The 23,520-nt window shown below is 63.9% G+C and carries 26 protein-coding genes; 14 read left to right on the top strand and 12 right to left on the bottom strand.

Annotated features, from left to right (window positions below; translation table 11 throughout):
- The first annotated feature begins 52 nt into the window (after positions 1 to 52).
- From AB4Z44_RS13760 to AB4Z44_RS13750, 3 genes are all read left to right on the top strand, one after another.
- Positions 53 to 1,309: a DUF763 domain-containing protein gene (locus AB4Z44_RS13760; protein WP_404710267.1), complete on the top strand. Its 1,257-nt coding sequence runs from the start codon at positions 53 to 55 to the stop codon at positions 1,307 to 1,309.
- 750 nt (positions 1,310 to 2,059) lie between these two features.
- Positions 2,060 to 2,524, top strand: coding sequence for a MucR family transcriptional regulator (locus AB4Z44_RS13755; RefSeq protein ID WP_404710266.1), 465 nt, complete (start codon positions 2,060 to 2,062; stop codon positions 2,522 to 2,524).
- A 404-nt stretch (positions 2,525 to 2,928) separates the two neighbouring features.
- Positions 2,929 to 3,438: a nuclear transport factor 2 family protein gene (locus AB4Z44_RS13750; RefSeq protein ID WP_404710265.1), complete on the top strand. Its 510-nt coding sequence runs from the start codon at positions 2,929 to 2,931 to the stop codon at positions 3,436 to 3,438.
- A gap of 36 nt (positions 3,439 to 3,474) precedes the next feature.
- On the opposite strand, the gene AB4Z44_RS13745 is transcribed toward AB4Z44_RS13750, so the two are convergent.
- Positions 3,475 to 3,852, bottom strand: a complete 378-nt coding sequence (locus AB4Z44_RS13745; protein ID WP_404710264.1) for a winged helix-turn-helix transcriptional regulator — start codon at positions 3,850 to 3,852, stop codon at positions 3,475 to 3,477.
- Positions 3,853 to 3,940: 88 nt separating this feature from the next.
- On the opposite strand from AB4Z44_RS13745, the gene AB4Z44_RS13740 reads away from it, so the two are divergent.
- The 5 genes from AB4Z44_RS13740 (at position 3,941) to AB4Z44_RS13720 (ending at position 7,210) form a co-directional block, all read left to right on the top strand.
- The gene (locus AB4Z44_RS13740) at positions 3,941 to 4,522 is read left to right on the top strand and encodes an FMN-dependent NADH-azoreductase (protein WP_404710263.1); all 582 of its coding nucleotides are present in this window, start codon (positions 3,941 to 3,943) and stop codon (positions 4,520 to 4,522) included.
- 56 nt (positions 4,523 to 4,578) lie between these two features.
- Positions 4,579 to 5,319: a Crp/Fnr family transcriptional regulator gene (locus tag AB4Z44_RS13735; RefSeq protein ID WP_404710262.1), complete on the top strand. Its 741-nt coding sequence runs from the start codon at positions 4,579 to 4,581 to the stop codon at positions 5,317 to 5,319.
- A 101-nt stretch (positions 5,320 to 5,420) separates the two neighbouring features.
- Positions 5,421 to 5,621 (top strand): DUF6894 family protein, encoded by a 201-nt coding sequence (locus tag AB4Z44_RS13730; protein WP_404710261.1) that lies wholly within the window; start codon positions 5,421 to 5,423, stop codon positions 5,619 to 5,621.
- Between the two features lie 139 nt (positions 5,622 to 5,760).
- Positions 5,761 to 6,690 carry an iron-containing redox enzyme family protein gene (locus AB4Z44_RS13725; protein ID WP_404710260.1) on the top strand — a complete coding sequence of 310 codons (930 nt, stop codon included), beginning with the start codon at positions 5,761 to 5,763 and terminating at the stop codon, positions 6,688 to 6,690.
- Positions 6,683 to 7,210, top strand: coding sequence for a hemerythrin domain-containing protein (locus AB4Z44_RS13720; RefSeq protein WP_404710259.1), 528 nt, complete (start codon positions 6,683 to 6,685; stop codon positions 7,208 to 7,210). Before AB4Z44_RS13725 ends, AB4Z44_RS13720 begins: the two co-directional genes overlap by 8 nt.
- Positions 7,211 to 7,240: 30 nt before the next feature.
- Here the strand turns inward: AB4Z44_RS13720 and AB4Z44_RS13715 are convergent, their stop codons facing one another.
- Complete coding sequence (locus AB4Z44_RS13715; RefSeq protein WP_404710258.1) at positions 7,241 to 7,813, bottom strand: peptidase S14; 573 nt, start codon at positions 7,811 to 7,813, stop codon at positions 7,241 to 7,243.
- 81 nt (positions 7,814 to 7,894) lie between these two features.
- Positions 7,895 to 8,077: a hypothetical protein gene (locus AB4Z44_RS13710; protein WP_404710257.1), complete on the bottom strand. Its 183-nt coding sequence runs from the start codon at positions 8,075 to 8,077 to the stop codon at positions 7,895 to 7,897.
- Positions 8,078 to 8,230: 153 nt separating this feature from the next.
- On the opposite strand from AB4Z44_RS13710, the gene AB4Z44_RS13705 reads away from it, so the two are divergent.
- The gene (locus AB4Z44_RS13705; protein ID WP_404710256.1) at positions 8,231 to 8,407 is read left to right on the top strand and encodes a hypothetical protein; all 177 of its coding nucleotides are present in this window, start codon (positions 8,231 to 8,233) and stop codon (positions 8,405 to 8,407) included.
- 72 nt (positions 8,408 to 8,479) lie between these two features.
- Here AB4Z44_RS13705 and AB4Z44_RS13700 read toward each other — a convergent pair whose 3' ends face one another.
- The 3 genes from AB4Z44_RS13700 to AB4Z44_RS13690 form a co-directional block, all read right to left on the bottom strand.
- Positions 8,480 to 9,640 (bottom strand): diguanylate cyclase, encoded by a 1,161-nt coding sequence (locus tag AB4Z44_RS13700; protein ID WP_404710255.1) that lies wholly within the window; start codon positions 9,638 to 9,640, stop codon positions 8,480 to 8,482.
- Between the two features lie 252 nt (positions 9,641 to 9,892).
- Entirely contained in the window at positions 9,893 to 11,239 is a 1,347-nt protein-coding gene (locus AB4Z44_RS13695; RefSeq protein ID WP_404710254.1) for an ATP-binding protein, read from the bottom strand.
- A complete protein-coding gene (locus AB4Z44_RS13690) occupies positions 11,236 to 11,952 on the bottom strand; it encodes a response regulator (RefSeq protein WP_404710253.1) in 717 nt (238 codons plus the stop codon). Before AB4Z44_RS13690 ends, AB4Z44_RS13695 begins: the two co-directional genes overlap by 4 nt.
- 148 nt (positions 11,953 to 12,100) lie before the next feature.
- Here AB4Z44_RS13690 and AB4Z44_RS13685 point away from each other — a divergent pair, with 148 nt between their 5' ends.
- From AB4Z44_RS13685 to AB4Z44_RS13670, 4 genes are all read left to right on the top strand, one after another.
- The gene (locus AB4Z44_RS13685) at positions 12,101 to 12,508 is read left to right on the top strand and encodes a hypothetical protein (protein WP_404710252.1); all 408 of its coding nucleotides are present in this window, start codon (positions 12,101 to 12,103) and stop codon (positions 12,506 to 12,508) included.
- Positions 12,509 to 12,603: 95 nt separating this feature from the next.
- Positions 12,604 to 13,035: an EF-hand domain-containing protein gene (locus tag AB4Z44_RS13680; protein WP_404710251.1), complete on the top strand. Its 432-nt coding sequence runs from the start codon at positions 12,604 to 12,606 to the stop codon at positions 13,033 to 13,035.
- Positions 13,036 to 13,038: 3 nt separating this feature from the next.
- Positions 13,039 to 13,851, top strand: a complete 813-nt coding sequence (locus AB4Z44_RS13675) for a sterol desaturase family protein (RefSeq protein ID WP_404710250.1) — start codon at positions 13,039 to 13,041, stop codon at positions 13,849 to 13,851.
- An 11-nt stretch (positions 13,852 to 13,862) separates the two neighbouring features.
- Complete coding sequence (locus AB4Z44_RS13670; RefSeq protein ID WP_404710249.1) at positions 13,863 to 14,795, top strand: alpha/beta hydrolase family protein; 933 nt, start codon at positions 13,863 to 13,865, stop codon at positions 14,793 to 14,795.
- A gap of 37 nt (positions 14,796 to 14,832) precedes the next feature.
- On the opposite strand, the gene AB4Z44_RS13665 is transcribed toward AB4Z44_RS13670, so the two are convergent.
- Positions 14,833 to 16,821, bottom strand: a complete 1,989-nt coding sequence (locus AB4Z44_RS13665) for an SPFH domain-containing protein (RefSeq protein ID WP_404710248.1) — start codon at positions 16,819 to 16,821, stop codon at positions 14,833 to 14,835.
- A 72-nt stretch (positions 16,822 to 16,893) separates the two neighbouring features.
- Positions 16,894 to 17,586, bottom strand: coding sequence for a hypothetical protein (locus AB4Z44_RS13660; RefSeq protein ID WP_404710247.1), 693 nt, complete (start codon positions 17,584 to 17,586; stop codon positions 16,894 to 16,896).
- Positions 17,587 to 17,652: 66 nt separating this feature from the next.
- On the opposite strand from AB4Z44_RS13660, the gene ppk2 reads away from it, so the two are divergent.
- Entirely contained in the window at positions 17,653 to 18,579 is a 927-nt protein-coding gene (gene ppk2 / locus AB4Z44_RS13655) for a polyphosphate kinase 2 (protein ID WP_404710246.1), read from the top strand.
- A 227-nt stretch (positions 18,580 to 18,806) separates the two neighbouring features.
- Here the strand turns inward: ppk2 and AB4Z44_RS13650 are convergent, their stop codons facing one another.
- The 4 genes from AB4Z44_RS13650 to AB4Z44_RS13635 form a co-directional block, all read right to left on the bottom strand.
- Positions 18,807 to 20,411, bottom strand: a complete 1,605-nt coding sequence (locus tag AB4Z44_RS13650) for an inorganic phosphate transporter (protein WP_404710245.1) — start codon at positions 20,409 to 20,411, stop codon at positions 18,807 to 18,809.
- 103 nt (positions 20,412 to 20,514) lie between these two features.
- The gene (locus tag AB4Z44_RS13645; protein ID WP_404710244.1) at positions 20,515 to 22,503 is read right to left on the bottom strand and encodes an ATP-binding protein; all 1,989 of its coding nucleotides are present in this window, start codon (positions 22,501 to 22,503) and stop codon (positions 20,515 to 20,517) included.
- The gene (locus AB4Z44_RS13640; RefSeq protein WP_404710243.1) at positions 22,496 to 23,134 is read right to left on the bottom strand and encodes a chemotaxis protein CheX; all 639 of its coding nucleotides are present in this window, start codon (positions 23,132 to 23,134) and stop codon (positions 22,496 to 22,498) included. Before AB4Z44_RS13640 ends, AB4Z44_RS13645 begins: the two co-directional genes overlap by 8 nt.
- Complete coding sequence (locus AB4Z44_RS13635) at positions 23,131 to 23,514, bottom strand: response regulator (RefSeq protein ID WP_404710242.1); 384 nt, start codon at positions 23,512 to 23,514, stop codon at positions 23,131 to 23,133. The genes AB4Z44_RS13640 and AB4Z44_RS13635 overlap by 4 nt, the downstream gene beginning before the upstream one ends.
- Positions 23,515 to 23,520 lie beyond the last annotated feature (6 nt).

Genomic DNA, 23,520 nt, shown 5'->3' with positions numbered 1-23,520 from the left:
ATCAGCTGAAATCCTGCTAAAATGTTCCTGATACGTTCGCAGGAGTACCCGCATGGCCCAGCGCTCCGGCAGCGCCGATCTGCCGCTCCATCATGGCCGGGTGCCGGCGTGGCTCGGGCAGCGCATGGCGCGGCTGGGGGCGGTGATGGCGGAGGCGATCGTCCACCATTATGGCCGCGAGGAATTCCTGCGGCGGCTCGCGCATCCCTTCTGGTTCCAGTCGTTCGGCGCGGTGATGGGGATGGACTGGCATTCGTCGGGCATCACTACCAGCGTGCTCGGCGCGCTCAAGCGCGGACTCAATCCGATGGCGGGCGAACTGGGGCTGCACGTCTGCGGCGGCCGCGGCAGGCATTCGCGCCAGACGCCGGCCGAGCTGGTGGCGATCGGCGATCGGATCGGGATCGACGGCACGGCCTTGTCGCGGGTCAGCCGGCTCGTCGCCAAGGTCGATAGCGCGGCGGTGCAGGACGGGTTCGATCTCTACCTGCACGGCTTCGTCGTCACCGATGACGGCCAGTGGACCGTCGTGCAGCAGGGCATGAACGATGCGACCCATGTCGCACGCCGCTACCACTGGCTGTCCGAGGGACTGGAGAGCTTCGTCGATGCGCCGCACGCCGCGATCGAGGGGCGCGGGCAGGGCAATATCGTCAACCTCGCCGATCGCCGTGCCGCGCCGGCACGGCAGGCGCAACTGAGCCTGCTCGAAGAGTTCGGCCCCGATCGGCTCGCGCGTGAGGTGGCGGTGTTGGAGCGCAAGCCGGTGGTGGCGGCCGAGCCGCTGTTGCCGCATCTCAACCTGCCCCACCATCATGATGTCCGGCCCGACGATGTGATCCTGCGCCGTCTCCACGGTGCGCTCGCTGCGGCGGCGGAGCGTGGCCCGCAGGATTTTGCCGAACTGCTGCTCGTGCCCGGTGTCGGCGCGCGCACGGTCAAGTCGCTGGCTCTGGTGGCGGAGGTGATCCACGGCGCCCCCTGTCGCTTCGCCGATCCGGCGCGCTTCAGCCTCGCCCACGGCGGCAAGGATCGCCATCCTTATCCCGTTCCGATCAAGGTCTATGACAAGACGATTGCGGTGCTGAAGGACGCGGTGTCGCAGGCGAAGCTCGGCAATGACGAGAAGATCGGCGCGATCCAGCGGCTCGACGCGCAGGCACGGCGGCTGGAGCGGGATGCGCGCGGGCCCTCATTCCAGGCGTTCATGGCGGAGGAGCGCCAGCGCTCGCATGAATATGGCGGGCGGAGCGTTTTTGGGGAGGAGCCGCCTACGGAGATACTCCCGGTTCCACGGACCGTCGCGTAATTGCTCGAGCGCACGCGGAACGCATGCACGATGGTCTTGCCCTCGTTGGCGCGCAGCATGATTTCCATGGGTAGACGGATGGCACGACGACGACGGCGGCGCCTGATTTCGAGAGCATGAAGTAATCGGTCGGCGTGAGGCCCGAAACAGGTGCCATGCTTCGACCATTCATACGCGATCACGCTGGGAATGGCGTAGATGAGTTCGACAAATTCGCATCGTCAGCGTTAACGCTACTTCGGCGCAAATCGACGAATAATCGCCGTTCTCATTCCGGCTGAAGCTCGTTTCGTGTGAAACCCGTATTCCTGCCGCCTCCCTGCGGGCCCCAGTTGATCGCGCAAGGCGGGCATCCGTTTCTGTACCAGAGTCCAATAGTCGAAGTGTTTCCGTAAGCCTGGGCGAGTACAGATTGGCCGGAGCGCGACAGTCGGGAAGGATAGAATATTGCGGATTCAACGTTCTCCCGGGCGGGTCGGCTCGAAATGATCGAGGATGTGCTTCATCTCCGGGGAGAAATGGGTGCGGCGACTTTTTCAGGCTGTCCCAGCGGCTGCAGTGTCGACCGGGCAACGATCGGGTGCTTTTTCGATCGCAAGCTGGGCCATGGGCGATACGGCGCCCCTTCACTTCGCCTCGATTTGTGAACAAAGTCCAAACAAAAGTCGATCGTGCTAAATATACGTACTTGACCAACGCGCCGGACGCGCGCAGCGGAGGATTCAAGGAAATTGTGCTTTGGAGTAAGATATGAGTGAAGAACTACCGAACGATATGCTGACCATGACTGCGGAAATCGTTGCCGCCTATGTGAGCAACAACAGCGTTGCGACCGGTGATGTGTCCACGCTGATCACCTCGGTGCACCGTGCGCTCGGCGGCCTCAGTGGTGCGGCTGTCGCAAAGCCGGCCGAGACCAAGCCGCAGGGCGCCGTGACGGCCCGCAAGTCGCTGGCGAACCCGGCGCACATCATCAGCATGATCGACGGCAAGCCCTATGCGATGCTCGCGCGCCACATCAAAGGCCAGGGTTATACTCCGCAAAGCTATCGTCAGGCGTTCGATCTGCCCGCCGATTATCCGATGACCGCCCCTGCCTATAGCGAGAAGCGCCGCACGCTCGCCAAGGCGATCGGTCTCGGCCGGAAGAAGGCCGAGCCCGCTCCGCCGCCTGCGGCGCCGAAGCGCACGCGCCTGAAGATCAAGGTCGATTGATCTCCAAGCGAACATCGTTCGCCGGAAAGAATTTTGGGGCCGGGCGGGTGGGCACTGGTTGCCGCCTGTCCGGCCCTTTTTCTTGGGCTTGTTCGTCCAAATTGAATCGTCATCTCCCGCCGTGGCCGGGGTGACGCGGATTGTGCCCCAGGTACCGACCTGTCGGGAGCCGGAAGCGCCAGCTGGCAGGCTCGAAACTATGCTGATGGCTTCGCGCGTCTGCGCAACTGGCAATGTCGAGCGCTTGGCAGGCAATCCCCATTCTGCATCGCGCATTTCATCGGAACGATGGAATTGTAGCGCGGTCATTCGCATCTTGGCGAATGGCGCGCGACATGGGCATAAGGCGGCGCGCAACGGGCGGGTCGCGTCGATGGCTCGCTATGCAAGAGGGGATACGCCACATGAAACGCCCGATCTGGATTCTCGCCGCCGCCCTGCTGCTCGATAGCGGCATGGCGCATGCCCAGGTGCTCAGCGCGCCGGTCGTCGCCAGCGCCAACCCTGAGGCGCTCTTCACCAGCCCCGATCCGAAGTTGAACGCCAACAAGCAGGTGGCGCTGAAGATCGTGCGCGATCTGCTCGAGGCCGGACATTGGGATATGGCGCCCCAATATCTGACCAAGGCCTATATCCAGCATAATCCGGTCGCGGCCTCGGGGCTGGATGCGGTCGTCCATTATTTCGTCGATATCGCCAAGGTCCAGCCGAAGCCGATCCCGGCGAAGATGCAGACCAAGGTCGTCGCGGTGCAGGCCGAGGGCGATTATGTAACGGTTAGCTATGTGCGCGAGATGAAGGATCCCAAGGATCCGAGCAAATCCTATACCACCACCTGGTTCGATATGTGGCGCTTCGTCGATGGCAAGGCCGACGAGCATTGGGATCCGATGACACTGCCGCCGGCGAAGTAAGGGTTAAAATCCTCCCTGACGAAGTCGGGGAGGGTCTTACAGGTCCACCCTCTCATCGTACCTGCCGCGTGCTTCCTCGATCACCGCCATGTTCGTGGTCGCCCATTCGCCCAGCGCCTTGACCGGCTCGCTCAGCGAATGGCCGAGCGCCGTCAGCGCATATTCGACCTGCGGCGGCACCGTCGGGTGGACGGTGCGGGTGACCATGCCGTCGCGTTCGAGCCCCTTCAGCGTGCGGGTCAACATCTGCTGGCTGATGCCGCCGATCATGCGCTTGATCTCGTTGAAGCGGCGCGGACCGGTGCGCAGCAGCATCACCACGAGCACGGTCCATTTCTCGCCGACGCGGGCGAGCACGCGGCTGACCTTCCGGCAATCGTTGCTATCGTGCTGCGCGATGCGGGTCGCATCCATATGACCAGGTCCTCGAAATATGCCTCCTTGGCAGGCACGCAGAGTCACATATGTGGTCCAGGTCACAATTCCAGACCGGAGCACGACCATGCAGATCCTCCATATCAATTCGAGTATCCTCGGGCCCCATTCGATCAGCCGTGATCTGTCCGCGGCAGCGGTGGCGCGGTTGAGCGCGGTTCATCCCGATGCGACGGTCACCTATCGCGATCTCGCTGCCGATCCGCTGGCGCACCTGAGCGGCGAGGGGATCGCCGCGTTGATGGCCGGGCAGGCGCATGCGCAGGATGCAGATGCGCTCGATGAATTCCTTGCCGCCGACACGGTCGTGATCGGCGTCGCGCTCTATAATTTCACCGTACCGACCCAGCTCAAGGCGTGGGTCGACCGGCTGTTCGTGCCGGGAAAGACCTTTCGCTATACCGCCGCGGGCCCGGAGGGCCTGGCCGGGAGCAAGAAGGTGATCCTCGCGATTGCGCGCGGTGGGATCTATGCGCCGGGCACGCCCGGGCGCGATGCCGAGCATGCCGAAACCTGGCTGCGCACGGTGTTCGCCACGTTCGGCGTCACCGATCTGGAGGTTGTCGTCGCCGAAGGCGTGAAGCTTGGTGACGAGCAGCGCGATGCGGCCGTCGCCCGCGCGAAAAGCATGATCGCCGAACTGGCCTGACACTCATTGGACGGAACTCTCGCCGCGCTGTTTCGATATGCGCGGCGGAGGCATCAATGATACGAACTGTTGAGCAGGCGCTGGCCCTGTATCTCGATCGATTGCTCGTGCGATCGGTTCTGTCCGATGAGGAGAAGCAGGCGATCCTCAGATTGCCGGCATCCGCCAGCATTGTCGACGTGCAACATGATTTCGTCCGCATCGGCGACAAGATCAAACATGCCTGCCTGATCGTCGACGGTTTGGTTGCGCGTTTCGCGCAGATCAGAAACGGCACCCGTGGTTTCGTCGCCTTCCACATCCCGGGCGATATGGCCGATCTCCATTCTGTCGTGATGCCCAACGTGACCTGGGCGTTGCATGCCGTCGTGCCGACCACGATCCTGCGCGTGCCCCACGCCGCGCTCACCGATCTGACCGTTCGCTTCCCCGCGATCGCGCTCGCTTTCTGGCGCGATTGCGTCGTCGACGGCAATGTGATGGCGCAATGGAACGTCAATATCGCGCGCAAGGATGCGGCGGCGCGGGTCGCACATCTGCTTTGCGAAATGAGCCTGCGCTATCGTGCGATCGGGCTTGGCGAGGACGGCTGCTTCCCGTTCGCGATTACCCAGATCAATCTGGCCGATGCGGTCGGCCTCACCCCTATCCACCTCAACCGCGTGCTCAAGCGGTTGCGCGAGGACGGGATCGTGACCAAGGAAGCCGATAGCGTCCGGATCTGCGATTTCGATCGGCTCGCGACGATCGGCGAATTCGATGCCGCCTACCTGCAACTTCGCAAGGCCGATGCTTAGAATCGACCAAACACGGGTTAATTGTGAAACTCCGCGGGGTTAGAAGCATTTTTGGGCGCATGCCTCATCTGCGGTTGAACGTTTATAACAGCGTAGGCGCTGTGCTCGACCCCGAAGGGGCGAATTTCGCCGATCTGGCAGCCGCGCGCCGAGCGGGCCTCGAAGGCATTCGCTCCTTTCTGAGCGCAGAGGTGCTGGAGGGCGAACTGAACCTGGATGGCCGGCTCGAGATCGTCGATGACGAAGGGACAATTCTCGCGAACATTCCCTTTTCCGAGGCGGTCAAAATCGTCGGACGTTAGGGCCCAAGGCAAGGCATGATTCGTCCTAACCTTCGTTAATTGTGCAGATGTTCGGCAACTCCGGGCGCCGTGGGCAGTTCTTCCCTCATGTTCGACCGGGTCAACGGCAATCGGGCCCCTCACCAGTTCAGGAGCTAAGATGCTGCATTCCATCGATGCACGCGGGCAAAGCCATGCCCGATCGCAATTTCTCACCGACAGTTTCCAACGTGGGCTCGCACATTGGAATCGCGAGCGGCTCGCACCGGGTTTCCCCGATACCGGCTGGCAGAAGACGCTGGAGCGCGACCTGCGCATGCAACGGTTGGAAGGTGCCTATCTCGAAGAATTGCGCGTGAGCGTGATCGATCAGGCGGCCGAGGCACCGACCGAGGCAGAGGCGTTCGTCTCCTGGTTCGAGGACTTAAAGCAAGTTGGGCCGGGGCAAGGCGATGCTCTGTTTCCCTGGCTCGCGGAGCAGGCCGATCGTGATCAACTGCGCTGGTTCTTCGAACAGGAGGCCGCCGGCGAAGCCGGCTTCGACGATCTCGTCGCGCTTACGCAAGTCAAATTACCGGTCCAGGCCAAGCTCGAACTGGCGCGGAATTATTGGGATGAGATGGGCCGCGGCAATGCCAGGGGCATGCACGGGCCGATGCTCGATACGCTGGTCGAAACGCTCGCGGTCACGCCAGTCATCGAGAACACCGTGTGGGAAAGCCTGGCGCTCGCAAACGCGATGACCGCCATGGCGACGAGCCGGCGTTATGCCTGGCATTCGGTCGGCGCACTCGGCGTGATCGAATTGACCGCACCGGGACGGTCGGCCTGCGTTGCGGCAGGGCTGCGTCGCATCGGGCTGTCCGATCGCGAACGGCGCTATTTCGATCTCCATGCCGTGCTCGACGTCAAGCACAGCGAGGACTGGAACCGCGAGGCGCTGATACCGCTGGTGCGAGAGGATCCGCGCCGCGCGACCGCGATCGCCGAAGGCGCGCTCATGCGCCTGACCTGCGGCGCACGCTGTTTCGATCGATACCGGGCGATCCTCTGGTTCGACGCCTCGAATGGAGACACCTATCATGGCTAAAGCATCGACCAAGGCGCCGCCCAAGCCGATCGACGCGATCAGCCTGCTCAAGGCCGACCATCGTGCCGTGGACGGCCTGTTCGAAGAATTCGACAAGGCCCGGCGTTCGGATACCAAAGCCCGGCTGGTCGAGCAGATCTGCAACGAACTCAAGATCCACACGATCATCGAGGAAGAGATCTTCTATCCCGCCGTACGGCCGAAGATCGATGCCGATATCGTCGACGAAGGGGTGGTCGAGCATGATGGCGCCAAGGTGCTGATCAACGATCTCGTGGCCGCGAAGCCGACCGATCCCTATTACGATGCCAAGGTGAAGGTTCTCTCAGAAGAGATAAGGCACCATGTCCAGGAGGAAGAGAAGTGGCTGCGCGGCATGTTTTCGCAGGCTAGCCACACCGATCTCGACATGGACAAGCTGGGCGCTGAGCTTGCCACGCGCAAGGCCGAATTGAAGGCTCTGGCGGATGCCGGCAAGTTGCCCCAAGCGAAGATGTCAGCGGTGAAAGTCAAGGGCTAGAAGATTCCCTCTCCCCGGCGGGGAGGGGGTTTACAGGACTGCGTGGATCAGCCCGAGCGACAGGGCTTCATTGGCCTCGATATACCAGTTGTTTGGCGCCTTCTCGAGAACCTCGTCGATCGTTACCCGCGATCCGCGGATAAGGTTTTCGAACCCCTCGTTCTGGATCGCGATCGATGCTTCGATCTCGTTCAGCTGCGCCTGGACGGTGGCGATGCAGGTCGTCAGCGGGCCATCGATAGAAAGCTGCTTCGATAATTTGCGCTCGTGAACCATCAGCCGGGTGCCGCGGGTGAGATAGCGATTTTCCGGCGCGAAGAAGCTCATGAAGGTCGTGCCGGCCGAATAGATCGCTGCCTTGCCGAGAAAGACGAAGCGGCGCTTCTCGGCCTCATGATCGCTGTGGAAGCGGATATCCTCGCCCATGACCCGTGCCACCTCGGGGTCGCCACCGAGCGTCGCGAGCGTCGTTACCACGAGGCCCGTATCCGGCGCACGGCGCAGTTGCTCGCGGAACGAGGCATACATGTCATAGTCGACCGGCCCCGATAGGATGATAGCCGGATCGAGAAAGTCGCCGGGCTGAAGCTCTTGCGCCACCATCGATCACCTGAGTTGAGAGAATAGAGGCGCGACAACGCCGCTATGGGCGCCAGAGTTCATGGAAAAAACGATTTATCGATGTCAGGCGTTCGATCCGCCGACAGCGCGCAGCAACGGCCCGTCATCGTCACGCTCCAGCCGCATGGCATAGAGCTTGGCGAGTTCCAGGTGGATCAGCCTGGCACCATCCGCCGCTTTCGCCGCAGCCTCACGCTCCTCGACTTCGCGCTTGCGCAGATAATCCCGATCCGTCGAGCTTTGCATGCCCATGTCCGTCGTCCCATTCCATCAGGACGAGAATGTCTCACGCGCCACTTCCGGTGTCTTTAACCGGGGTCAATCAAAACACTTTGTCATGGGTCCGATCGGCGACTGACGCGTTGGGGTGATATGGGGCAAGATGATCGCATCGTAGCCGTGGCTTTCTTGACCGAGGCGGACTTGCGCGGCCTCGGCGAGGGGCTGCGCCGCGTCTATCCGATCGAGCGGATCACCAGCTTCGATACGTTGCTCGCCGCGATCGATGACGCCGACCGCACTGCGCGTATCGGTACCGGCATGTCGATGCCGAACGGATCCCCGTCCAACGCCTGACGCAGTCATGACGAGCCGTCGCGCATCCGCGTTTAAATGTGGTATGCGCCTGCCGGTGCTGAGGCGGATTTTCTACGTGTTCGGCTCGTCGCCGTCGGGGGTCGGATCGAGCACCGAGCAATTGCGGCCATTCTCCTTGGCGCTGTAGAGTGCGCGGTCGGCACGCTCGAGCGCATCGCGCAGGCCGAGCGTGTAGGGCGAGATTTCCGCAACGCCGAAGCTGGCCGTGATCGGGGGCAGCCTGCCATCGGCATAATGCCGGACGCCGATCGCCTTGCGCAGCAGTTCGACCCGCTCGAGCAGGGCCGGCCCGTCGAGGCCGATCGCCAGCAAGACGAACTCCTCGCCTCCCAGCCTCGCGAGCAGGTCGTTGTGGCCCATCTCGTTTTTCAGCGTCCGGGCAAATTCCGCCAGCACCTCGTCGCCGACATTATGTCCGAAGCGATCGTTGATGCTCTTGAACGCATCGATGTCCGACAAAGCCACCGAAGCCTGCAACGGCATCTGCGACGATGCCAACTGCTCGAGCATATGGGGGGCCGCTTCGTTGAATGCGCGCCGGTTCCATAGCCCGGTCAGCGGATCGATGCGGGCGACCCGCTCGAGCGCGATCGTGAGATCTTCGGATAGCAGCAGCATCGCCGCCAGCCCGAGGCCGACATAGATGATTACACTCAACAGCGGCACGATGAGGATCATCGGAAAGGCCGATCCATCCGCGATCATCAGTGCGTCGAGCAGGATATTGCCTGTCGCGAAGCTCAGCAGCAAAGCGGCGGCGATCCAATCGAGCGAACCGCTCCGGCGGAGGCGCGGGCCGACCGCGATCGCCGCCAGCAGCAGCCCGATCGCCGTGAGGACGGGTGCGCCGCCGGACAGAAGCGGAAATCGTCCCGGATTCATATCGATCAGCAGGCCGTCGCAGACTGCGATGGCAGCCCAGATCGCGGCAAGCACCGCGCCGCGATCGGCCCGCCGCTCGCGCTGACGCAGCCCGTGGACGAACAGCAAGGCGGCCGCGAGCCAGGATAGGCTTGCTGCAATCCCGGGCACGGGCGATGAGCCGGCGATCCATCCGGTCATGATCGTCAGCCCCCAGCCCGCCGCGATCACGGCGAAAGCCAGGCTCCAGGTGCGGGCATGGCGGGCCTCGCGGCGTCGTCGCCAGACGATATGGATCGCGGTCGAGAATAGCAGTCCCACAGCCAAGGGAACGCCAGCAATGATCAGCACTGGCATACTCGCCGGGAACATGTTCGCGGTTTGCGAACCACTCAGCGCAAAAGCCTAAAAACTACGTTTACCGATGTCAAAGGGATGCGTTTCGAAGGCATTGGCCTCTCGCAGGATACAATGGCGAAATGGCAGACTTAGCTGGTTAACGATCGTTTATATTTCTTTGCGCGATAGGAGGGGAAGCGCTCGCGAGATCCTGCGAAACGTCTCATAAGGCAGGAAAATAGAGAATCACCTGGCAGCGAAACGTCACGCTCGCATGAATGTCAGCGTGGCCAGCAGGCCGTGGGGCGTCCGGTTGGCCAGGGTCAGCCTTGCCCCCATCTGGCCCGCCAGCGCGCGCACGATCGCAAGGCCAAGCCCCGCGCCGCCGCTGGCGCGGTCGCGCGAGGGATCGATCCGCGCATAGGGCTGGCCGAGCCGGGTGAGTGCGTCGGCAGGGACGCCCGGGCCATCATCGGCGACGGCAACCTGGGTCATCTCGTCGGTCTCGTGCACGGTCAGCTTCACCTTCGTGCCGTAGCGCAAGCCGTTGTCGATCAGGTTGGCAAGCATGCGATGCAGCGCGATCCGATCGGCCATGACCGTGCCGGCGGCATCGCCCTCCAGCGTCACCGCGCATCCCATCTCGATCCTTTGCGCGACGATCCGCGCCAGTTCGGTCGCGATGTGGATCGGCTCGGGATGGGACGAGGCGCCATTGTCGGTTTTGGCGAACAGCAAGGTATCGTCGAGCAGCAGCGCCATTTCGTCCAGGTCCTGCACGGCCTTGGTGCGCTGCTCGGCATCGTCGATATATTCGGCGCGCAATCGCAGGCGGGTGAGGTAGGTGCGCATGTCGTGCGCGATCGCCGCGAGCATGCGAGTGCGCTCGCCGATCAATCCGCCGATCCGCGCCTTCATCTCGTTGAACGCGCTCGAAAGCTCGCGCACCTCGCGCGCGCCCGTGACCGGCAGATCGGGCGCATCGAGCGCGGTGGCGAAACGACGGACACCGGCGCTCATGCGCGTGAGCGGGCGGGTCGTCGCGCGGATGCCGAACGCGAGTGCTGCGAGCACCATCAGCCCGCCGATCAGTCCGAGGAGGGCGCGCTGGCGCAGGTAATTGCGCACCAGCATCGAGGGTCGGCTGTCGACCTCCAGCGTACCGCCGCCTTGCAAAGAGACGAACAGATGAACCGGGGATAGAAAGCGTATCGGTCCGGGCCGGTGGCGCAGCGCGCGGTTGAGCCGGCCGGTACCGCCTTCGACGATGATCGCGCGGCCGGGCAGCGCCGCCCGATAGGCCCGCTCCAGCGCGCGCAGATCGTCCGCCTCGGGCTCGCTTTCGCGTGGCGGAGCGGCGGGCAGCAGGCGGACGGTGGAGAGCGATCCGTTGAACAGGGCGAGCAACGGTGGCCGCTCGGCTGCGGGTGCACGCTCGATCGCATCGGCCATCGCGCCGAGCTGGGACGGCGATGGAAGATTATAGGGCCGGAGGCTCGTGCCTCGGTTCGGCAGCGCCATCAGCGCGAAGACGACGAGCTGGAGGAGTACGAAGCCGATCAACAGCAAAGCCGTGATCCGCGTCGCAAGATTGCCGCCGATCGCCATCATGTCCGCTCGACTGCCGCGGCGAGGATATAGCCGCCACCACGCACGGTCTTGATCAGCGCGCCGCCGCTGGGATGGGCGGCGAGCTTCTGGCGCAATCGCGAGAGCTGGACGTCGATGCTGCGATCGAATGGGGCGGCGTTGCGGCCGCGGGTCCAGTCGAGCAGCTGGTCGCGGTTGAGCAGGCGGCGGGGGTGGGTGAGGAAGCTCAGCAGCAATTCATATTCGCCGCCGGTCAATTCGACCTCATGGTCGTCCGGATCGAGTAAAGTGCGGGCGGTGGCATCGAGCGTCCAGCCAGCGAAGGCATAGCGCTCGCTCGGCAGGGGGGCGGAGACACGATGCAGGTCGCGCGTGCGGCGCAGGATCGCACGGATACGCGCGATCAGTTCGCGCGGGTTGAACGGCTTGGGCAGATAATCGTCGGCGCCGATCTCGAGCCCGACGATGCGATCGACATCCTCGCCCTTGGCGGTCACCATCAGCACCGGAACGTCACCCACCGCACGTAGCCGGCGGCAGAGTGAGAGCCCGTCCTCGCCCGGGAGCATCACATCGAGGATGGCAAGATCGACGCGGCGGCGTTCGTTGACGCGATCGAATTCCTCGGCCGTGCGGCACCCGACCGCTTCGAACCCCTCGCGCGTCAGCAGTCCGGTGACGAGTGAGCCTATCTCGTTATCATCCTCGACGACGGCGATCAGGCTGGCGCTCATGGCGGGAATATTGCGCCACGCCAGCCAGCTCGAAAAGAGGCGGGGTCAGGCCTGTTACACTTCGTTACGTTTCGTGACCGCCCCGAGAAGAGCGGCTTACCGGCCCCCGCCATAAAGCCTCCACCGCAATCGTAGAGGAGTTTGGCTTATGTTTCGCATCACCACCATTGCCGCGTCCGCCGTCGTCGCAACGATCGCCTGGGCGGCAATGCCCGCCGAGGCGCGCTTCCACGGCCGTGCGGTCAGCGTGCAGGGTTCGGGCGGGCGCGGTTATGTCGCAGCGCGGTCGGTCGATCGCCAGCCCGGCAGCGTTTCGGCCAATCGCAGCTTTCAGACCAATTCGGGGCGCGGCGTGACCAGCACCCGTTCGGGCAGTGTCGCCGACGGCACTTACACCGGTGGTGCCACCCACACGCTCAACAACGGCGAAAGCTTCGGCCGATCCACCACGGCGACTGCCAATGGCGACGGCACCGCCAGTTTCTCCACCACGCGCAACCGGATCGACGGCAGCAGCGCGACCGTCAGCGGTGTGGTGACCCGCGCCCCGCAATGAAGCCCCTCGACCGCGCTTGAACGACCCCGTCATTCCCGCGAAGGCGGTGATGACGGGTAAGGTCAGACGTGCGGTCCCGATATCAAGGACAATCCATGCGTACCTTTCTCCTAGCCACCGCTGCCGCAACGCTCGTCGCGATCCCCGCCTCGGCGCGGATGCCGGGTCGCGATCCCGCCGCGATGCTCGACAAGGCCGATACCGATCATGACGGCCGGATCAGCCGCGCCGAGTTCATCGCCGCCCGCGCCGCCGATTTTGCGCGCCTGGATCGCAACGGCGATGGCGTCATCAGTCGCCTCGATTTCACGCGGATCCTCAAGTTCCGCCCGCAGGCCGCTGCCCGGATCGACGCGATGATCGCGGCGATGGACAGCGATCATGACGGCAAGGTCACCAGGGCCGAGCTGGCCGCCGCGCCGCCGTTGCTGTTCGATCGCGCCGATGCCGACCATGACAACTTCGTCGACAAGGCCGAACTGGCCCAGTTGCGCACGATGATGCAGCAGATGAAGCCGGGGGGCTGAGCGATGGAACGCATCCCTCATTCGCCGGTCTGGCTCGCGATCGTGCTGGCGCTGGTGCTGATCGAGGTCGTCTGGCGGCTGCGGAGCGGGCGTGGCTATGACGGCTGCACCGCGCTCACCACCCTCGGCCTCGCCGCCGGCAACATCATCAGCGCGGCGATCAATGCGCTGGTGGTGGGATCGGCGATGGCGCTGGCGTGGCATTTTGCCCCCGTTCGCTGGCCGCTCCACGATTGGCGCACCTGGGCGGCAGGATTCGTCTGCGTCGAATTCGCTTATTACTGGTTCCACCGCGCGAGCCATCGCGTCGCTTGGATGTGGGCGACCCACGCCGTGCACCATTCGGCCGAGCAATTGACGCTGCTCAGTTCCTTGCGGCTGGGCTGGACGACCACGCTGTCGGGCGGCTGGCTCTGCTATCTGCCGCTGGTTCTGGCAGGGTTCGATCCGCGGCTTGTGATCGCCCTGCTGGCGTTCGACCTGCGTTACCAGTTCTTCCTGCACACCGAAGCGATCGGAAAGCTAGGTCCGCTCGAATGGATATTCAACACCCCGCACCATCATCGGCTGCACCATGCCTCCAATGCGGCCTATCTCGATCGCAATTATGGCGGGGTGGTGATCGTCTTCGACCGCCTGTTCGGCACCCTCGCGCACGAGACGGGCGAGCCGATCCGGTACGGGCTGGTCGACCGCACGCCATCCAACAATCCGCTTCGCCTCGTATTCGGCGAGTGGGCGAAGACCTTGAACCGGATCAAACAAGCGAGAAGCGCCCGCGCCCGGCTCGCGGCCGCGTTCGGCCCACCGGCCTGAGGAGAGGGGCCATGATCAAAGCGGTCATCATTGCTGTTGCGTTAGCGTTTCCGGCGGCCGTCCACGCCGCCGCCCCGGTCCAGATCTGCAATGCGACCTGGAGCGATCCCGCGCGCGGCGATCGGCCCGTGCCGGTGCGTATCCGTATGCCTGCGGGCAACGGCAAGGTGCCGCTCGTCCTGTTCAGCCATGGGCTCGACGGCAATCTGGATTCGGGTACCGACTGGGCCGAGGCGTGGGCCGATGCCGGCCTTGCGGTCATCAATATCGATCATCCGGGGAGCGATCGCGGGGTCGTTTTCAACGGGCAGTTCCTGCGGGCGATGAATGCCGAGCAACTCGCCGCCCGCGCCGGTGACGTGAAGTTCGTGCTGGACGAGGTTTTCCGCCGGCCACGCGAGGGTGCCTGCGATCTCGGCCGGATCGATCGGGGCCGGATCGGCATGTCGGGTCACAGCTTCGGTGCGGTGACGACGCAGGCGGTTTCGGGCCAGCATTATCCGTTCGGTCTGTTCCCCCAATTCGCCGATCCCCGGATCAGGGCGTCGATCGCGTTCAGCCCCTCGCCGGCGGCCATGAACGACGACAAGGATTCGTTCGGGAGCATCCGCATCCCCTTCATGTCGGTCACGGGCACTGCCGACGTGGTACCCGTGCAGCGCAGGGTTAGTGCCGGCGATCGCCAGCGCCCCTACCGCGCAATGCCGCCGGGCGGAAAATATCTGCTCGTGCTGGATGGCGCGAACCATATGCAGTTCAACGGGCAGGACACGTTGCGCAATGGGATGAAGCCAGATCCGCATGTCCGCGCGGTCACGATCGCCGCCACGACGGCGTTCTGGCGCGCGAATTTACTAGGCGATGGCCAGGCGGCGGCGTGGCTGGCAACCCCCGATGGGTTGAGGGCGATGCTTGCGAAAGGCGATATGCTCGAGATGAAGTAAGTCTCCTCCCCGAGACAAGCTCGGGGAGGCGGCAATCTTACTCAACCTTTTCGTCCTGCGCTGCGGGCGCATTGAGCAGGCCCATGCCCTTCTCCGACAGGAGCATCCCGATCAGCGCCTGCAGCGAGCCGCCGCCTTCGCCGGCTGCGCCACCGGTATTGATCTGCACCCGTGGCACGATATCGACCCCCGATTTTTCGAGCGCATCGGCCAGCCGTTCGATGACTTGGCGGGTTAGCTGATATTGCGCGCCGCCCGATGCCGCAGCCTGCTTTTCGATCGTCTCGGCAGTGGCGAGGCCGGTGCGGGTGATGCGTTCGGCCTCGGCGCCCGCCAGCGCAATCGTCTTGGCGGCCTCTCCCTCGCCGACGATCCGGACGCGATCGGATTCGGCGCGTGCGATCGTGCGGGTCTGCTCTGCTTCTTGGGTGGCGCGCTTGAGTGCCGCTTTGCCCTGATTCTCCTGCACGATGATCGACAGTTCGGATTCGGTTATGTGGGTTTGCTGGAGTGCGCGCGCCTGCGCCTCGCGCAACTCCTTCTCGCCCTCCGCCGCAATCTTCTGTTTCTGGTAGGTCGTCACCTGTTCCTCGGCGACCTGCCGTTCGCGCAACTGCTGGAGCACTTTCTCGATCTGGTCGTTGCCGACGGCGGCGCGCGGCGTGCCGATCAGCACCTCCTGCAGCTCAAGATTGTAGAGATTGAACTTATTCCGCATCTCGTGCCCGGCCTGCTCCTGGATGTCGGAGCGCTCCTGCAGCAGCTCGATCAGGGTCTTCTTCTGCGCGACGTTCTTGAAATAGGCCGAGACCATCGGATCGAGCGTCTGTTCGACCAGTTTCTTGATGTCGCCGAAACGCTGGATCACCAAAGGAGCCTTGCGATAGTCGATATGCACCACCACCGAGAGCGGCAGGGTCGGCTCGAATGCGTCGCGCGTGATCAGCGAGACTTCAGACAGGTTTTCGTCGAGCTTGTGCTGGCCGGTCGTGTCCTGATCCCACTTCAGGATGAAGTTGGTGGTCGGCACGATCACGATCTTGCCGGCATAGGTGTTGAATGCATATTTGCCGGGCAAAAGCGGCTCGCTCCACACACCGCGCGATCCGCGCTTCACCAGTTCGCCATGACGATAATCCTCGCCTGACGTGTCGGCGCTATCCTCGCCGGTATAGCTGATGACGACGCCGACATGGCCGACCTCGATCACCGTCTTGGCGACCATCTCGATCGTCGCGAACAGCCGGTTGATGAAATAGCTGCCCTCGACCAGCACCTGGAGCTGGCGGCCGCGGCGGCCACCAGCGGCGATGAACTTCTCGGGATCTTGGAAACTGTTGTGGAAGGTCGCGGAATCCGCCTGGTCTATACCGACTTCGGGCGCGATGATGTGGTCGGCGGTCAAGGCCGGCCCATCATGGACGGTGACGATGCCGATCTGATCCGACGCATCCTTGATCACGACCGCGCCGAAGCCGTCGCGTTGCTCGATCAGGCTCTGCATCTCGGCGAAAAGCTGCTCGTCGTTGCGATCGAGCATCAGGCCATAGATATGCTCGCGCGTGATGATCACGAATTGGGCGAGGTTGATGGCATAGGTGCCCTCGCGCAGGATCGTGCGCTGCGGGCCCTTCTGGCCGCCCGCGTTCAGAAAGGCACTGACATCGAGGAAGTCGGCGGTGCGCAGATTGCTCGCCAGCGTCTGGGTCGGCCCGAGCGGCGCGCCGTCACGCGCGAAGATGTAGCCGATCTGGCCCTGGCGGATCGTGACGAGCGGCTGGGTATGCACGCGATACTGGAACGGCACGAAGAAATGGTAGCCGCCGCGCAAGACTTGTGGCTGATAACCGGCCTCGCGGTTCAGCGCGATCAGTCCGCCGGAAATGGAGCCGCCGCGACTCCACATCTTCTCAACTACGGCAACGCGGTTGTTGCCGACGTAGCGCACGCAGCGCGATGCAATGAAAAGAAAAACAACAACAAACGCCACGGCGACCGATGCGCCGAGCACGAGCATGTTATCCATTTTCGGTAAGGTGTCCTTCGGACCTTTAGACAAGCACCCCGTGAGTGCCCGCGCACCATTTACGCCTGTCGATCAGCCGTCGCTAGAGAAATCGGAAGTGCCATAACGGGCTTCGACATAGCGCGCGATGACGCGGACATCGCCTTCGTCGAGCCGGCTGCGTTCTGCCGCAAGTGCCGCGAACGATGCGGCGATATGGTCGAGCGACTCCAAGCCAAGTTTTGCGATTGCGTCGCGACGATCGCGCGGTGCGCTGGCGAGCGCCACTGCCGTCCGATCCAACAGTTCGGCCAGATCGGCGGTGAGCGCCTGAATGCGCGGATCGGCATGGTCCCAAGCGGTTTCGCTAAGGGCATGCAGGGCCGGCGCGGAGGCGTGGGCGAGCACGCGGTGGCCGGTCGCCACGGCATGATCGAGGCGCGCGGCAGACTGTCGGGCTTGCGGTGTCGGCGGCGTTTCGCGCCGGCCGCGCCAGCGTCCGATCCCATGCTCGGCGAGCGCGAGGCCGGCGACGCTCGCCACGCCCAGTAACGTATAGCCGAACAGGAACCAGCCCGAGAGATGGACGATCTGGCCGAGCATGGCGGCGAGCGACCGGCCGTGCAGTGCGGCCGACGTTCCCACCACCGCCAGCGTCAGCAGATAGGCCGGTACGGTCAAATGCAGGAAGATGCCTCCGGCCAGTTTCCACGCCGGGATCATACGCTGCCGCTTCCGCACCGCTTCCATGCCGCGCCTTTGCCACAGCGCGGCCGCCGCGGCCATGCGTCAGAATAGTGTCACAGCCCGGTGCGATGCCTTGACCCTATCCATCAGCCGAAAGCATTGCCCATGACCCTGTCGTTAGAGCCGCACCCCGCATTCGACATGGACCGGATCAAGCAGGAGATCACCGACAGCTTCGACGAGGAACTCGAGATGGAACTCGACGAGGCCCGCCTCGACGAACTGGCGGGCGACCTCGCCGATCAGCCGGAGCATGACCAGCTTCCCCGCCGCACCTACTTCCGCGAGCTGTTCCGCCTCCAGCACGAGCTCGTCCGGCTGCAGGACTGGGTCCAGCACAAGGGCCTCAAGGTCGTCGTGATCTTCGAAGGCCGCGATTCCGCCGGCAAGGGCGGCGCGATCAAGCGGATCACCCAGCGGCTCAACCCGCGTGTCTGCCGGGTCGCGGCGTTGCCCGCGCCCAACGAGCGCGAGCGCACTCAGTGGTATTTCCAGCGTTACGCCACGCATCTGCCCGCGGCGGGCGAGATCGTGCTGTTCGATCGCAGCTGGTACAATCGTGCCGGGGTCGAGCGGGTCATGGGCTTCTGCAACGACGACGATGTCGAGGAGTTTTTCCGCTCGGTGCCTGAGTTCGAACGGATGCTGGTCCGCTCGGGCATCATCCTGATCAAATATTGGTTCTCGATCACCGACGAGGAACAGCAGTTCCGCTTCAACATGCGCATCCACGATCCGCTCAAGCAGTGGAAACTCTCGCCGATGGACGTGGAATCGCGCCGCCGCTGGGAAGATTATACTCGCGCCAAGGAAGCGATGCTGGAACGCACGCACATCCCCGAGGCGCCGTGGTGGCTGGTCGAGGCGGTCGACAAGAAGCGCGCGCGGCTGAATTGCATCGCCCACCTGCTCGATCAGATTCCGTATGAGGAGGTTCCGAAGCCGGCGGTGATCCTGCCCGATCGCGAACGGCGCGACGATTATATCCGTCATCCGGTGCCGGACGAGATGTACGTGCCCGATCGGTATTGATCCGGGCCTGCCGAGTCGGCGGCTAAACCGGTCCTCCCCAGTCCTCGTCCGTCGCCCCTGCGAAGGCAGGGGCCGATCTCTCCATCCACAGACGATGCCGCTGGTAACGAGAGACATGGGCCCCTGCCTTCGCAGGGGCGACGCTTTGGTGGGACGGTGGCGCCAAAATGAATTCGGCCCCGCGCCCGGTTCGGGCGCGGGGCCGAACTTTAACGTTGCGGCTTCGCTCAGAAGATTTGCGAGAACACCGTGTAAAGCACGCCCGCCAGCACGATCGAGACGGGCAGGGTCAGCACCCACGCCATCAGCATGTTGCGCAACGTGCTCATCTGCAGCCCCGAACCGTTGGCGGCCATCGTACCCGCGACACCCGACGACAGCACATGGGTGGTCGAGACCGGCAGGCCGAGATTGTCGGCAGCGAAGATCGTGCCCATCGCCACCAGCTCGGCCGACACGCCCTGCGCATAGGTGAGGTGGGTCTTGCCGATCTTCTCGCCGACGGTGACGACGATCCGCTTCCAGCCGACCATCGTGCCGAGGCCGAGCGCGAAGGCGACCGCGATCTTGACCCAGGTCGGGATGAAGCGCGTCGCTGCATCGAGCGACTTCTTGTAGGTATTGAGCGACTTGATGCTCGCGTCCGACAGGTTCGCGGCTTTGTCCTTGCCCAGGCGCTTGATCGCCTCGGAGGCGAGATACATGTCGTTGCGCATGTTGTTGACCGCGGCCTGCGGAACGTTCGCGAGCGAGCCATATTCGCGCACCTGCTTGTCGACGTCGCCGATCAGCACCGACAATGCGGGGAGGGTCGCCGGCGCGAAATGCTTGTCGGCGATATAGGTGGTCACCTGCCTGCGCGCCTCGGCGGCGGTTTCGCCGGCGGGCGGAGTCTGGCCCAGCGCGCTGGCGGCGGCGGCCGAATTCATGTGGAATTCGACGGCATATTTCTCGGGCACGGCGCGGTTGAGCGCATAAGCGGTGGGCACGGTGCCGATCAGGATCAGCATGATCAGGCCCATGCCCTTCTGCCCGTCGTTCGATCCGTGCGCGAAGCTCACGCCGGTGCAGGTGAAGATCAGCAAAGCGCGGATCCACAGCGGCGGGGGCAGGCCGTCCTTGGGCTCGCTGTAAAGGTCCTGCCGTTTGACGAGCAGTTTCATCGCGATGAACAAGAGCGCGGCGAGGCCGAAGCCGACGAGCGGGGAAAGCAGAAGCGCCTGGCCGATTTCGGTGGCCTTGCCCCAGTCGACGCCCGCCGTGCCGCTTTTGCCGTGCAGCAGCGCGTTGGCGACGCCGACACCGATGATCGACCCGATCAATGTGTGCGAGCTGGAGGAAGGGATACCGAGCCACCAGGTGGCGAGGTTCCACAGGATCGCCGCGATCAGCAAGGCGAACACCATCGCGAAGCCGGCATGCGAGCCGACCTGCAGGATCAGCTCGACCGGCAGCAGCGAGACGATGCCGAACGCGACCGCGCCAGTGGAGAGCAGCACGCCGAGGAAGTTGAAGAAGCCCGACCACACGACCGCGACATTGGCCGGCAGCGCGTTGGTGTAGATCACCGTCGCGACGGCATTGGCGGTGTCGTGAAAGCCGTTCACGAACTCGAAGCCGAGCGCGATCAGCAGCGCCACGAACAGCAGGAAGAAGGGCAGATAGGCCGAGGCATGCACGCCGGCCGCGCTCGCATCGATATAGACGCTGTACGCCACGTACAGGATCGCCGCGATCACCGCTGCGCCGAAGCCCAGCATTCCGGCCTTGCCCAACCCCTTGTCCATCTCCGGGCGGGTCGCCCGCGGAGACATGGCAATAGTCGCGTTCATTAAATCAGCCCCTGTCATGTCGCTTTCGCTTTTGGTTAAGCGAATCGCATGACAGCATTGTTGCGGGGCGATGCGGCCGGCGATGGCGCGGCCGGCGGTGGGATCAGTCGGTCTCTCGATCCAACACGTCGCGCAACTTCTTCGACAATGTCGTGTAGGTGAAGGGCTTGGAGAGCAGATCGACGCCGGGCTCCAGCCGGCCGTCCCGGACGATCGCGTCGCGGGTGTAGCCGGAGATGAAGAGCACCCTCAGGTCGGATCGGAGGCGCCGGGCAGCATCGGCGAGTTCGCTGCCCGACATGTTGGGCATCACCACGTCGGTCAGGAGCAGATGGATCGGCTGATCGGCACGCTCCAGGGTCCGAAGCGCCGAGGCGCCGTCATAGGCCTCGATCACGCGGTAGCCGAGCTCGCGCAGTATGCCGGCCGTATAGGCGCGCACGTCCTCGTCATCCTCGACAACCAGCACCGTTTCGGAATGATGCCCCGGCTCGGCCGTAGCAGTCTCCAGCTCGATCGGATCTTCGGTGCCGTGCTGGCGCGGCAGATAAAGCGACATCGTCGTACCGGCGCCCAGTGCGGACTCGATGTGGATATGCCCGCCCGATTGCTTGGCGAAGCCATAGACCATCGACAGTCCGAGCCCGGTACCTTTGCCAACCTCCTTGGTGGTGAAGAAGGGATCGAACACCTTCGCGACGGTTTCGGGCGCCATCCCCATGCCGTTGTCGCAGACTGAAACGACGACATAGGCGCCGGCGGGCACGTCGCGGAGCTGGCCGGCACCGATCGTGACGTTCCTGGCCTCGATCGTTAGCTGTCCACCGTCGGGCATCGCGTCCCTCGCATTCACCGCGAGGTTGAGGATGACATTTTCGAGCTGGTTGGGATCGGCTTCGACCGTCCACAGATCCGAAGGCGCCAGCATCTGGATCGCGATCGTCTCGGTGATCGATCGGGTCAGCAGATCGGACATGCCCGCCAGCAAACGCGCGACGTCGATCGCCTTGGGTGCCAGCGGCTGGCGGCGCGAGAAAGCGAGGAGGCGCTGCGTCAGCGCAGCGGCGCGCTCGGCACCCTTCAGCGCATTTTCCAGTGCGCGCCGCGCGCGGGGATCGGCTTCGGAATCGGCGCTCAGCCGGCGCGAGACCGTGTCGATATTGCCGATGATGATCGTCAGCAGATTGTTGAAATCGTGTGCGATGCCGCCGGTGAGGTTGCCGACCGCCTCCATCTTCTGCGCCTGACGCAGCGCATCCTCCGCCTGCTGGCGATCGGCGATCGCGGTTTCGATCCGTGTCTCGAGCGTCTCGTTGAGCTCGACCAGAGCGGCTTCCTGCGCCTTGGAGGCCGTAACGTCGTAGATCACGCCGATCAGGCGGTAGCCGCCGTCGCCATCGCGCATGATCTCGCCGCGCCGTGCGATCCAGCGTTGCGCGCCATCGTCGTTCCGCATGACGCAAAAGGTCGCGTCGAGCGTAGCGGGCGGATCCCCGCGGTGCGAGTCGGGAATCAACAGGCCCTGTTCGCCCGATTTCAGCACCGCATTGATCGTGCGGACCGGCAGGATCCGGGCGGGGTGCAGGCCGAGCAACCGGCAGAACTCTGACGAGACGGTCGCCGTGGCGAAGCCGTCGGAATATTCGAAGGTGCCGACCCCGCCGGCGCTCTGCGCAATGCGCAGGCGTTCCTCGGTGCGTTTACGTTCGGTGACGTCGACCAGCAGCCCGGTGAAATGATCGGGCTGGTCGGCCTCGTCGAAATGGGTCTGGCCCCGCCCGTGGACCCACAGGATTACGCCTTCGGACGTAACCACACGGAATTCCTTGGAAAAGTGCTCTGCGCCCGCAGTCATGCCTGCGACGGCGATCCGGATCCGCGCCTGATCGTCGGGGTGGATCGCCTTGAAAAAGGTCCGCGTCGGCAATGGGATGCCGGCCTCATCCTCGGCCAGGCCATAAAGGTCGGCGAAGCGCGCATCGACGCAGACGGTGCCGCTTTTGATATCCCAGTCCCAGGTGCCGCTCGCCCCTGCCGCCGCGAGGATCGCGCGGATCTGGTCGTTGCTGCTTGCCGGACTGAGATCAGCCATCGCTGCCGACGATGCGCTCGATGAATTCGCCCAGCAATTCCTTGAGCGTGGTGAGCGAGGGCAGGTCCATGATCATCGCTATATACCCACGAATGTCATGCTTGCGGACGGCGAAATCGATATAGAGGAACAGCACGAGCCCGTCCGCCGTCGTGCTCTCGTTGACGTCGAACAGGGTCGAGCCGGATCCGCGAATGACTTCTGGCAAGGTCATCGTCAGCGATCGCTTGAGCATGTTCGCCATCGTCGCGAGGCACGAATTGAGGATGATATTCCCGGTCTCCGCCAGCGCCTCATGCTCCATCTCGATCAGTTCGGCCGTGCTCAGTTCGCCGCCCGTCACCGCGCGCACCAGTTCGAGGCTGTTGGTTTCGGGAAAGATCAGCAACGCGCAGCCGGAGAAGGGGCCCTGGAAATTCTGACGGACGGCGATCAGCTCGCTCACCTCTCGTTCGCTGATCAGCCGCGCGGCGCGGCGCTGGCTCACCACCTCTATCGACGGCACCGAGAGCAAGACCTCGCCGCCGATCATCTTGCGCAGGTTGGACGCGGCGCGGCTGACGCCGATATTGACGATCTCGGTCAGCGCATCGCGCTCGAGTTCGGCCAGCGCAATGCTCTCAGGAATCATCCCTTTACGGCTCGCAGCCGCAGCGCTGCGCCCGACAGAAAACCATGCAGCCCATCCGCGGTGACCGGTTTGGCGACGAAGGTGGCACCGACTGCGCGCGCGCGCGCGATAACCTCGTCCTGGATGTTGGCGGTGATGATCGCGATCGGCATATCCTGCCGAAGCGCGCGCAATTCCTCGGCAAGCTGGAGGCCGTCGCGATCGGGCATGTTGAAGTCGATTAGGGCGACATCGATCGCCTGCGCGGCAAGAACCTCCATCGCCTGATCGGCGCTGCCGGCTTCGGCTTTCTGCCATTCGGGTTGCAGGACGGCCAGCGCCTTGCCGGCGACGATGCGTGCCAGCTTGCTATCGTCGACTATCAGAACCGTAACCGCCATCCGGCA

The sequence above is a fragment of the Sphingomonas sp. MMS24-J13 genome (assembly GCF_044905095.1).
Lineage (GTDB): Bacteria > Pseudomonadota > Alphaproteobacteria > Sphingomonadales > Sphingomonadaceae > Sphingomonas_I.
Note: the sequence above shows the minus strand (reverse complement) of the source record. Positions and strands in the feature narration are given on the sequence as shown.